Origin of the sequence: Vibrio sp. TRT 29B02, from assembly GCF_050113655.1 — a bacterium.
Classification (GTDB): domain Bacteria; phylum Pseudomonadota; class Gammaproteobacteria; order Enterobacterales; family Vibrionaceae; genus Vibrio.
Window position 1 is genome coordinate 37,620 of the sequence record NZ_JBNJOJ010000002.1, and the last position, 12,242, is coordinate 49,861.

The window sequence follows — 12,242 nt, forward strand, 5'->3', positions numbered from 1 at the left end:
GATTGGAATTTTATTTTTAGCCATCTAGATGTTTACACACCCAAAAAAACAAGCTAGGTTAATATAATTCATGCGAATGACATCTATCTGAAGGGAATTCATGGTCGAGCTAAAACACCTCCGTACGCTAACAACACTGCGAGACACTGGTTCGCTGACCGCGACAGCCACGACTCTCCATTTAACTCAGTCCGCACTGTCTCATCAGATAAAAGATCTTGAAGCGAGGATTGGGGGTCAACTCTTTCTGCGTAAAACGCGTCCAGTTAAGTTCACCTCCGAAGGCGAGATTTTTTTAAAGCTCGCCGATGAGGTGTTACCTCGCGTTGCCAAAGCTGAGAATGAGATTGCCAGTCTCAAAGAGGACGTAAATGGTCGGCTACACATGGCGATTGAGTGTCATTCTTGCTTTCAGTGGCTGATGCCTGCGCTCAAGGAGTATCAACTTGCTTGGCCAAGCGTGACGCTCGATTTTTCGTCCGGATTTGGCTTCGAACCATTACCTGCGCTACTTGCAGGCGAGTTGGATTTGGTGATTACCTCCGACATTCAGCCAAGATCCGAAGTCCATTACGAGCCTCTATTTGACTTCGAAATGCGATTGGTGACATCGATTTCCCACCCCTTGGCACAAAAACCGGCCATTGAGCCACAGGATTTAGCCGATCAGACAATGCTCTCTTATCCGGTTCAGAAGAATCGATTGGATGTCGTTAAACACTTTTTGCAACCCGCCAACGTAGAACCAGCAAAATGGAAGCAGGCTGACAACACTCTGATGCTGATCCAGATGGTCTCTGCTGGTCTTGGGGTTGCCGCATTGCCTAACTGGGCCATCAGTGAATTTTCGAGACAGGGACTGATTGCCAGCATCCCGCTGGGGAATGGTTTATGGAGACGGCTATTCGCCGCTATACGCCATTCAGATAGGGATAAGCGTTACCTACAGGCATTTTTTAATACTGCCCGTCTACAATCTCAAAGCCATTTAGACGGTATAAAAACGGTTTAGCGGAAACAAAAAAGGAGGCATACGCCTCCTTTATCGTTATCTTTGGTACGCTTTAAACTGGTTCGTCAATGGGTCATAGTTGTAACCTAGCATATCCAGTTTACCTATCACCGCTTCGACATCCATTTCATACATGCTGACTAACTCTTCAAAAGAGTCACATTCCAAGCGCAGCTTTTCGTTGACAATACCTAGTAGAATTATGCTGTCAAAGCTGCCGGCATTACTAAGATCCATCACCCTCTCCTTTTGCACACTCGCCTTCTAAGCCTAGACCTAAACGGAGGAAATTGAAGTGATTCAGCTCTAATCTTTGTAGAAGCAGGCTAACAAACTTACAGCATTAACAGTGCTTGGTTTGAGGTCGCTGAAAGGAGTAAAAATGCCAGTGCCATCGCCAGTTGCAGTTTATTTATCTCTTTTGAGGTCAACATGTGCCAACACCAAATGACCACCGCGGTAATAAGTAGTGCCAAACCAACCAGTAACGGCTGAGTAATGTTGGTTAATGCCTCAGCAGACAAACCAGAAGCTTTGAGCAGTATGGCTAAACTCATCAGCATTGCCGCAACAACACCTGTCACAGGCAATATTCTATGAAACGCCTGTAAGCGAGTACGAGCAATGGTCAGCAGCAGATGAGCCAAGATTGCCCCTAAAAGGAAAACTTGGATCAGAACACTCAGGCTGGCAGCGAGAGAACTTTGCGTCGTCACTTCTATACCGACATAGGCTAACGCCAAGCCATTGGCAAGGTACATCACCCAAAGCGGACCTTGATCGCGGGTTTTCTTGGTTTGAACTTGGGTATAAAAGTAAGCAATTGCGAACACAACCATCATGGCTTCAATACGCAATGAAGAGACCGCAAGCCAAAGAATCGCCAAGGTTGGAAGCATTTTATGAATACGACCTCTTTGACCTGGACAGATATCGCCTTTAACTAAGATCAGAGTGAGAATAAGCTGCGCCCCTAACAACATAGGCGCGAAAACGGCAAGAAGTTGCTGAACCATAGTGAAATTAAATTAAGTGAGTATTTGGATGCGGATAATAGCAGACTGAACAATTTTAGCCATTGGCGAAGTGTTTTAAAATGTCTTGATTGGTGACAATGCCCAAATACTCTCCCGAATCATTCACCACCAGCCAAGGGGGTTTTATGCCCGATTTGATGATGTTAGAAATCTCACTAAGTGGTGTCTGATGCCGAATAGTATGGAGGTTGGTTCGCATCACTCGGTTGAGTGTTTTTTTGCAAATCGACAAATCTTTACTGGTTTCAAGTTTTGTCCCTAATGTCGGTGACAAATGGTAATTGAGCTCTTCTCGTCCAACGACCCCAACGCACATTTTCCGATTTAGAATAGGAATGAAATCGATTCGGTATTGATCAGAGTTCAACAGTGCTCTCGCCCTTTCGATATTGTCATTGGGAGCAAGACTCGGAATGTGAATCTGAGTGATACTCAATATCCCAGACTGCCTTGCGTGATCTGAGCCTGATAGGAACGATTCCAGTTTATCGTAATAACCCCATGCATTTTCTAATTGCTCTAAAGGCAATGGTTTAGAGAAAAAGTACCCCTGGATATAGTCCACGCCTAAACCGCATACCACTTTCAGCTCATCAAGCGTCTCAACGCCCTCCGCTACCACTTTTACATTCAGCGTATGTGCCAGTTGGGTGATCATTTTTACAATAAAGAATTTGTGTGTCCCATGTTTAAGGTCCTTAACAAACTCACGGTCAATCTTGAGAATATCGAAGTTGCAATCACTGAGGTAAGCAAAAGAACTGTAACCGGTACCGAAGTCATCGATCGCAACACTCACCCCTCTCTGACGTATATTTCTAATTAACGATGACTGTCGAGATTCACTATCGAAATAAGCACTTTCCGTTAATTCTATGGTGACCGTCTCTGGTCGATTCGCATATTGATGAATGAGAGAATCAGCACTGCGTAGTACTTCATCCACTGCTAGCTTAGTGTTTAACGAACGATTAATGGTTACACCTAGCTGGTGACCAAAACGTTCCTGAATCATATTCAAATCATGCAGTGCTTTCTTACCTACGCACCAATCTAGATCCGAAACCAAATCAAGGTCTTCCGCTATCATCACCATTTCTTGCGTATTAAGAATCTTACCGTTGTTCGCTTTAAAACGACTAAGCGCCTCAAACTTCACAATATCCCAATTTTTTACATCTATGATTGGCTGGTAATAGACTTCTATATTTTGCGTACGAATCAGTTTCTCGGCCCACTCTTCCAGTTCTTTGCGGCGTAAAACCTCTTTGTGTAAAGCTCCATGATAGAAGGTAATCTGTCCGCGCTGCTCTGAGGTTTGGTCCAACATCGCCTGTACTGCATGAGAGACCAGCAACTTGGGGTTATGGGTATCGTGGCCCAATACGGAAACCCCGACACTACCGTTAATGATAGCACTGTGTATGGTTCTCCCTGCCGACTGATTGAGAGAGGCAAAGAAGCGGCGTATGGCCTGATGAATCAACCGTATCTGAGCTGGACCCGTGACCTTGTCACACTCTAAGCAAGCGACGAAATGGTTACTACCTAAATAGCCAACAAACTTAGCAACCTTATTGTTGGTAAGATGTTCAGACAACATCGACTTGAGTTCAAAATCATCAACCGGTCCAAAACTTGGGCGAAAGGCGACCACCATATGGATATTGGGTTCAGCACTTTCCATCCATTGCTGGGTAATGGCGCGAACAAACTGCTTTTCAGTTGGCAATTGAGTGAGCAACTCAACACCACCTAGTTCAACGTCGGCAATCCGGTAAAGATTGTTGGAAAGGTCAAGGTATACACCAAGATAGAATATTCCCTCGACAAGGATAATTTTCTGTAAAGTTAAGTCTTGAGGGTAGGTTTTACCGCGAGATGATTGAATAAGAACAACACCAGACCAGCTGCCCTCCTTGTCGACTTGCTGCCATATCTTCTGATAAAAGCTACCGCTGTGCTTGTCCGAATTTAGCAGATCCATTGGTCGACCAACCAATTGTTGGTTACTGTAACTGGCATGTTCTAGGAAGTAATCATTGCACACCACGATGTTGCGCTGTTCGTCTGCCAAAACGACACCGTGATGAGGGTTATTAAACAGTTGTTCAAATAGAGCACTTAACGTTGATGTCGTCGCATGAACAAACAGTAACGGAGTCAGGGTTCCAGTTACAAGCCTGTGGCTTTCACCACGAAAACTTAACTCCGCATAGCAACACTGGTCATCACTAAGTTGTAAACAACAACAAAAACGATGTTTGCTCTGGTATTTACATGCCTGAGCCAATAGCGCTAACAGCTCCGTTTGATCGTGATAGCTCATGCACGGCAGTAGTACGTTGCCCGTTAAAGTAGGAAGGTCTGAATTCAGCAGTTGGCGACACAAATCTTCATCAATTTGCAGTTGATGACGCTCAGTATCCCACTGCCATTCTAGTTGCGTACTCGTTGTCTGCTCGTTTGCCTTAAAATCACGTACGGAGCCTAACTCCCTGTACATAGACTCATCCTATCGTTGAGCAATCCCTAATATTAAAGTTAGAACAAACTCAACTAAGTGACAGATTTATTATTAGCAAGACAACTAAGCGCGGCTAGCGGGCCAACTAAACCTTTAAAATGACCATACTCATCAACTAAACACCAAGGGAACGGCCTGTTTTGTTTGACGAGACTCGCTACCTTGGATTGTGGGGTATGCCAATCAATTTCGCTGATAACGGGCAACATAATTCGGTTAGCAGGTTTGTTCCAGTATGCATGCTCCTTAGTAGACTCATGGTCGGTACCCATGTTTGATGTCAAATGCAGATTCATGCTTGGCCGGTCGATATACCCGACACAAATCTTGTCTTCTATGATAGGCAAGTAGTCCACTTCTGTATCAGAAAAGTATTGGTAAATCAGCGACAGTGGCTCGCCAGGATCTATATGCCGTGAAGAATAAGCAAGATGGCTTATTGAGCTAGGAGAGGCTTGAACCTCACTCTCATCTTGTTGAAATAAGTGATTGATAGAAGTCAGCTCAGCTAAGGGTAACGGTTTTGAGAAGTAATAACCCTGAACAAATTCGACACCAAGGTCATACAACACATCTAACTCTTGTTGGGTTTCTACACCCTCTGCTATCACTTTTAAGTTAAGGCGTTTCGCGAGCTGAATTAAAGCGACAACAATTTCGTATTGCCGTGTTTGTAACGACAGGTGTTGGATAAATTCACGATCAATTTTGAGAATATCAAAGTAACTCTCTTTTAAATATTTGAATGACGCACAGCCGGTACCAAAATCATCCACAGCGATTTGTACACCCGCGTCACGAAGCAAACCCAGTAAATGTTTATTGTGTCTGTTACTTTGAAAAAAAGCGCTTTCCGTAAATTCGAGCGTCAGCAATTCAGGAGCCATCTTCTGTTTATCTAGAATATGCGCCGCTCGTTGCAAGATATCACTCAGGTCTGTGGTACTTCTCAGTGAACGATTGACTGAGATCGCCACATGCTCCCCAAATTTTTTCTGTAATTGTGGGAATTGCTCAAGGGCCGACAGCAAGACCAGATCATCAAGTTCAACAACCTTGTCTAACTCTTCAACCACTTCGACCAACTCTTGCGTTGACGCTGCAAACTCGTCGCTGTGTGGAAAACGACACAAGGCTTCAAACTTGTCGATTCGACGACGCTGAATATCAACAATCGGTTGGAAATAGACATCCACTTTCCCTTGCTCAAGGCTATGTAAAACATGGTGCTCAAGCAGTTTCTTACGCTCCACCTGACGATGGATTTCTCGATCATAGAAGTTTATTCGTCGCGTTTGACCAGAATGAAGTTCTAATAAAGCTTGGTAGGCATGAGATACCAACTGGTTCGGCTGAGTTGCATCTACATTCCACACTGACACCCCAGTTACCCCTGCTTTCAGCGCCAATGCGACCGACGCTTGGGCGTGCTTAAAACTTTGAAACAGTTGGGTAATTGACCGTCCGATGTCACTTGCAACCTGCTGGGACAACTGCACATCAACGGCTAAGCACACGACGAAGCAATCACTGCCTAAATAACCACTCTCGAGAACATGGCTATTGTCTTTGAGGTAGCTAGCGAACTGGCGCTTCGTTTCCTGCGCAGAGTTTTGTTTAAACTTCGGCTGAATCGCTAACACCACTACGCCTCTTCGTGGGTCAGTATCAGAGCAATACTCTTTTAAACGGTTGAGAAAGACCTCCTTGCTGGGAAGTTGGGTGAGCAGATCAACCCCACCCGACTCTAAATCTTCAAGCCGCTCTAGCTCACTGGAAACATCAGAGGAGAAGCCAACGTAATAGACCTGACCATCAGCAAAATGAATCTTTTGAAGCGTCAGTTCGTGGGGAAAAACTTCACCGTTAGCATGACGCGACAAAATGATGCCTTTCCAGAATCCTTGCTCATGAACTCGTGTCCACATCTCTTGATAATATGCTTCGCTGTGTTCTCCCGCATTGAAGATCCGCGTGCGTAGCCCGACCAACTCATTGCGCAGGTACCCCGTCAAGGTTTCAAAGTAGTGATTGCAGGCAAGGATTCTGGTGTCGCTATCGGTGACGAGAATTCCATGATGAGAATTTTCAAATAAAGCATAAAACAGCTCAGCGACTTCATGTTCGGTTGGAAAAATGAGGCAAGGCGACAAGGTTCCCCTCAATTCATGATCGCTAACTCTGTCAATAGCGATTTCGACATAGGCAAACAGATGAGGTTCAGTGAATAAACAGCAATGGGCGTAGGTGCGCTCTTGAGTGTTGATGGCCGTTTGAAACGCCTGTTTGACAATAACCTGCTGTGGCTTAGGTAAAAGCCGAAATAGCGTTCGGGCGGTCAAATTACTCCTGCTATCTCCCACTAGTAGCGCTTTTACCTGACTGTCACACTCAAAAACTTGTGTTTTCAAGTTTAGATACCAATCGTAAATCGCGTATTTTGAAGACGCAGCTAGATCATTGATTAAGCGACCATTTGTATCGGAGTCATTCACTAGTATAACCACCTACTTTCATAATAGCGTTAACGTCTAATATAGCTGGAGTTGTATAAACAATACGTTAATGAGATAACACTTTAGTCAATCAGTTCCCGATCAAGAAAATCCTCGTCCGCGGTAGCTAAATAGACTTAGTTATAATGAGGTAGATAGTCGCCCTTCAAGTCGCTATAATTCGCGCTCCTTGGCACTGAGAGCAAAATATGTACAGCAATATCACTCCTATTCACGAGCACAAAAAATATTGGGCAGAATGCTTTGGCACTGCGCCATTTCTGCCGACCAATCGTAAGGAAATGGATGCCCTAGGATGGGACAGCTGTGACATTATCATCGTAACGGGTGATGCGTACGTCGACCACCCAAGCTTTGGTATGGCGATTATTGGCCGTCTTCTTGAAGCCCAAGGGTTTCGAGTCGGTATTATCGCTCAACCAGAGTGGCACAATAAAGATGCCTTCACTGCTCTTGGTAAACCAAATCTATTTTTTGGTATCACTGCTGGCAACATGGATTCGATGATCAACCGTTATACTGCTGATCGTAAGCTGCGCCATGATGACGCCTACACACCAAACAACGAAGGTGGCAAACGCCCAGACCGCGCGACACTCGTCTACTCGCAGCGCTGTCGTGAGGCCTACAAAGGGGTACCTATCGTATTGGGCGGAATCGAAGCCAGTCTGCGTCGCCTCGCACATTATGATTACTGGTCTGACAAAGTACGCCGTTCTGTCCTATTTGACGCTAAAGCAGACATCCTGTTGTTTGGTAACGCAGAACGTGCTTTGGTCGAAGTCGCACATCGACTAGCGGATGGTGAAGAGATCACCAGCATGACCAACATTCGTGGTACTGCCGTCAGCCTTCCTGCAGAGCCAGAAGGTTACACAGTGATCGACTCTTCGCGTATCGAGAAGCCGCGCAAAGAAGCCTTTATTCCGCCTAACCCTTATGCGGTTGAGGAACAATGTGATACTAAGGCAAAGGCGCAAGAGTCTGAAGCCAAGCCGATTACGATCCGACCATCTCGTCACGATGCAGCTACGACAGCGGTACGTATCCCACCGTTCGAGAAACTCAACAATGACCGTATTCTTTACGCTCATGCCAGTCGAATCATGCACCTTGAAACCAACCCGTATTCGGGTCGTGCATTGATTCAACGCCATGGTGATCGCGAACTTTGGGTCAACCAGGCGCCAATTCCACTTACAACGGAAGAAATGGATTACGTGTTTGGGCTGCCTTACGCACGCGTTCCGCACCCAATGTACGGCAAAGCGAAGATTCCAGCCTACGATATGATTAAAACCTCGGTAAACATCATGCGAGGCTGTTTTGGCGGCTGTTCATTCTGTTCTATCACCGAACACGAAGGTCGAATTATTCAGAACCGTTCACAAGAATCGATTCTTAACGAGTTAGAGGAAATTCGCGACAAAGTTCCTGGATTTACTGGCACAATCTCCGACCTTGGCGGGCCAACGGCCAACATGTATCGCCTAGGTTGTAGTGATCCGAAAGCGGAAGCGAATTGTCGTCGCCCGTCATGTGTTTTCCCTGGTATCTGTAACAAACTGAATACCGACCATAAACACACGATTGATCTCTACCGTGCTGCCCGCAAAGTTCAAGGCATCAACAAGGTCATGATCGCGTCGGGCGTTCGTTATGATCTTGCGATTGAATCGCCTGAATATGTGCGTGAGCTGGTGACCCATCACGTCGGTGGTTATCTGAAAATCGCTCCAGAACACACCGAAAAAGGTCCGCTGGATTTGATGATGAAGCCAGGCATGGGAGCCTATGACCGTTTCAAAGAGATGTTTGAGAAATACAGTGCAGAAGCAGGTAAAAAACAATACCTTATCCCGTACTTTATTTCTGCACACCCTGGCACGGAAGACGAAGACATGCTGAATCTCGCGCTATGGCTGAAAAAGAACAACTTTGAATGTGATCAAGTACAAAACTTCTATCCATCGCCGATGTGTAATGCGACGTCTATGTACTACTCAGAGACCAACCCACTGAAACGCGTTAAATACAAAAAGCGTGAAGAGGTTCCTGTCGCTAAAGGTGAACGTCAACGTCGTCTCCACAAAGCATTGCTACGCTATCATGATCCAGCAAACTGGCCATTGATTCGTGAAGCACTCGTCAACATGGGTAAAAAGCACCTGATTGGTGACAAACCAGGTTGTCTGGTACCAGAGGAAGATATCGAGGCTAAAACCCCAGCTCAGCGCCGTAAGTCAGGTCGACACGGTTCACAACGTTTTGCCACTAAGCATACCAAGAGCCAACCTGGCTTTGAAAAACTGCAAGGCGAGCAACGTGGACAAGGCAAAGGCCAATCAGCGAATAATAAAGGTGGTTCCGCGCCAAAACGCAATGGTAAACCGGATAGCAAACCGAATAGCAACCGCGGCGGTAAGCCTGCGGCAAGTCACGCGGGTAAGCCACCAGCAGGACGTAAGCCAAAACGCCGCTAACAGCAGTTTCCAGATACAAAAAGGGCCTAACGTCGATTCGTTAGGCCCTTTATTTATTTTCGATTAAGCGTTTTCAGCTTCAAACTCTTGCATAAAGTCTACCAATGCCTGGACACCTTCTAATGGCATAGCATTGTAGATAGAAGCACGCATTCCACCCGCAACTCGGTGACCTTTGAGTGCCACCATTCCGCGCTCGGCTGCCTGCTGCAAAAACAGCCCGTCAAGCTCTGGCTTAGCTAGCTGGAAAGGAACATTCATACGCGAGCGGTTGTTCGGATGCACATTGTTAATGTAGAAATCTGAACCATCGATTTGATTGTAAAGCAGCGCCGCCTTCTCTTGGTTTACTTTTTCGACTTCAGCCACACCGCCCTGCTCTTTCAGCCATTTGAAAACCAAGCCAGACAAGTACCAAGCATAGGTTGGAGGCGTATTAAACATCGAATCTTTTTCCGCCAATACTTTGTAATTCATAAAGCTCGGAACGACGTTGCTCGCTAGCTCTAACAAGTCATCACGAACAATGGCAATACAGATACCAGCAGGGCCGATGTTTTTCTGTGCGCCTGCATAGATAACCCCATACTTAGAGACATCGATTTGGCGCGAAAGAATATTCGATGACATATCGGCAACAATTGGCTTGTCTGTTGTTGGTAAGTCACTGATTTCGATACCATCGATAGTTTCATTTGGACAGAAATGAACATATGCTGCATCAGGAGCGATTTGCCATTCAGAAGCAGGCAACACCGCCGTTTTACCGTCAATGTCTGTTTTCGCCACAAAAGTATCAACTTGGCAGTACTTTTGCGCTTCATCGATAGCGCTCTCAGCCCAGTAACCAGCATCAATGTAGGTCGCTTTGTTGGCTTCACCTAGCAAGTTCAGTGGTACGGCAGCAAACTGCGCTCGTGCTCCACCTTGGCAGAAAAGAACTTTGTAGTTGTTAGGAATGTTTAGCAAATCGCGGAGATCCTGTTCGGCCTCTTCCGCAACCTTGATGAACTCTTTACTACGGTGACTGATTTCCATCACCGACGTACCTAGGTCATTCCAATCGACAAATTCTTGTTGTGCTTTTTCCATCACCTCTTTAGGCAGTGCTGCGGGGCCTGCGCTAAAGTTGAAAACCTTGCTCATCTATACTTTCCTTGCATATGCTTCTATAAGAGATTGATCGATTAATACCATGTTTTTTGCTTGATAAAAAGCAAGAAAAGAGGTCTTAAGACCTCTTTTCTCTCTAAGCAATTAAATTTTGCAATTACGGCGTCATCAATGCGGGTAGAAGCAACGCCATTAGAGGAATTTGCTGCCCGTTAGCGAACACTAAATTACCTTCTTTCAGCTCCGCTTTAATCTGGTAGCCCTGGTCGGTTTCTTTAATCAGTTCCATCACCATCGCTTCATCAATGCCTTGCTGTATAAATGGGTATTGAGTAACTAAACCATTAGAAAAGAAGGTGTCTAGATCGCCAGTTAGCGCTGGCAAAATCATGGCTGGATTCTGTGTAACGTTGTCAGTCCCTTGAGGAACAGTTATCTGCCATTTAGACTCAAATTCACTCTCATCGCCTAACTTAACTGCCATTTTGTTCATTGCAAGGTAAAAACCTTTTGAGAATAAACTTTCCACATATGGTACCGCGGCATCAATGTCCTCATTGGTTGGCATTGGGTTGTTCTGATAGAGATTGACCAAATGCTCAAAAGCAACGCTATCTAAGCCGCCAAACGCTAGGTCAATTGACACGCTATCCACATCACCATCGACAGTCACTAGATCTCTTAAATCGACAACATGTTGGCTGCTGACCGTTTTTTCCACGTCGTCAAATGAGCTTGTGAAAGTATACTGGCTGTCGCTAAGGCTAAATAGCGGCGACTGATCCACATCTAGGATGGACGCTGCTGCCACTTTTAGCGTCTGTTCGCCAATCCAAAAGCTGTTAATTTTCTTTCCTTCACCTTGACCCGATAATCCAGAAAGCAGCACTTTTTCACCGGAATTGAAGTCAACCTCTACCGACGGAACACTTAGCTGATAGGTTAAATCACCCAATACGCTGATATGCCCTTTCAGCGTTGACGCGGTCACAGAAACAATAGCCCCATCCGGACCTTCAGAAACCTGATTCCAGTTGGCCATTGATAAGACGTAATCGGTATTGCCGTTGAGTTGAGTGACTGTGTTTAAAGTCAATGGCAGTTCCGGCTGGTTATCTATGACCGATTCCGCTTTAAGATTAAATAAACCATGGCTTACATGACTCGTGAGCACAACCTCGGTTGGCAAACCATCGACGGCAAGCTGCTCAGCCAACGTTGGATCAAAAACCGTATAGCGAGTTTTTACCGTAGATGACAAGTAGCCTCTGTCATACTCTACGATTTCTGCTTTTATGGAATCACTATTAAGGTGAGCGACACCATCACTAATAACGGCTTGTCCAATCTGACCGACAGCAAGTGGCCAACATAATCCAAGTACAACAGCACCGCCTATGGCAGCAATTTTTTTAAGTTCCATGGTATAAATTTCTTAAACTTCGATTTCATCCAGTCTACACGAAAAAACATTGAGATAAATCAGAGTATTGGCTTTCTATTAAAAACATCAGAAATTCTCATACCTAGCTCTCAATACATTTTTTTCAACCT

At 45.4% G+C, this 12,242-nt stretch carries 8 protein-coding genes; 2 read left to right on the plus strand and 6 right to left on the minus strand.

The window, feature by feature from the left end; translation table 11 throughout:
* Positions 1–100 precede the first annotated feature (100 nt).
* On the plus strand, positions 101–1,012 hold the full coding sequence (locus ACQEXT_RS01480) for a LysR substrate-binding domain-containing protein (RefSeq protein ID WP_331426966.1): 912 nt from the start codon (positions 101–103) through the stop codon (positions 1,010–1,012).
* A 36-nt stretch (positions 1,013–1,048) separates the two neighbouring features.
* On the opposite strand, the gene ACQEXT_RS01485 is transcribed toward ACQEXT_RS01480, so the two are convergent.
* The 4 genes from ACQEXT_RS01485 to ACQEXT_RS01500 all read right to left on the minus strand — a co-directional run bounded on the left by ACQEXT_RS01485 (position 1,049) and on the right by ACQEXT_RS01500 (position 7,071).
* Positions 1,049–1,249 carry a DUF4250 domain-containing protein gene (locus ACQEXT_RS01485; RefSeq protein WP_138973282.1) on the minus strand — a complete coding sequence of 67 codons (201 nt, stop codon included), beginning with the start codon at positions 1,247–1,249 and terminating at the stop codon, positions 1,049–1,051.
* 98 nt (positions 1,250–1,347) lie between these two features.
* On the minus strand, positions 1,348–2,028 hold the full coding sequence (locus tag ACQEXT_RS01490) for a hypothetical protein (protein WP_138973283.1): 681 nt from the start codon (positions 2,026–2,028) through the stop codon (positions 1,348–1,350).
* A gap of 55 nt (positions 2,029–2,083) precedes the next feature.
* Positions 2,084–4,555, minus strand: a complete 2,472-nt coding sequence (locus ACQEXT_RS01495) for an EAL domain-containing protein (RefSeq protein ID WP_426950327.1) — start codon at positions 4,553–4,555, stop codon at positions 2,084–2,086.
* A 53-nt stretch (positions 4,556–4,608) separates the two neighbouring features.
* Positions 4,609–7,071 carry an EAL domain-containing protein gene (locus tag ACQEXT_RS01500; protein ID WP_426950329.1) on the minus strand — a complete coding sequence of 821 codons (2,463 nt, stop codon included), beginning with the start codon at positions 7,069–7,071 and terminating at the stop codon, positions 4,609–4,611.
* Positions 7,072–7,280: 209 nt separating this feature from the next.
* Between ACQEXT_RS01500 and ACQEXT_RS01505 the strand changes: the two genes are divergently transcribed.
* Positions 7,281–9,575, plus strand: a complete 2,295-nt coding sequence (locus ACQEXT_RS01505; protein WP_138973286.1) for a YgiQ family radical SAM protein — start codon at positions 7,281–7,283, stop codon at positions 9,573–9,575.
* Between the two features lie 63 nt (positions 9,576–9,638).
* On the opposite strand, the gene serC is transcribed toward ACQEXT_RS01505, so the two are convergent.
* A complete protein-coding gene (serC, locus tag ACQEXT_RS01510) occupies positions 9,639–10,721 on the minus strand; it encodes a 3-phosphoserine/phosphohydroxythreonine transaminase (RefSeq protein WP_331417057.1) in 1,083 nt (360 codons plus the stop codon).
* A 124-nt stretch (positions 10,722–10,845) separates the two neighbouring features.
* Positions 10,846–12,111 (minus strand): DUF945 family protein, encoded by a 1,266-nt coding sequence (locus tag ACQEXT_RS01515; RefSeq protein WP_426950331.1) that lies wholly within the window; start codon positions 12,109–12,111, stop codon positions 10,846–10,848.
* Positions 12,112–12,242 lie beyond the last annotated feature (131 nt).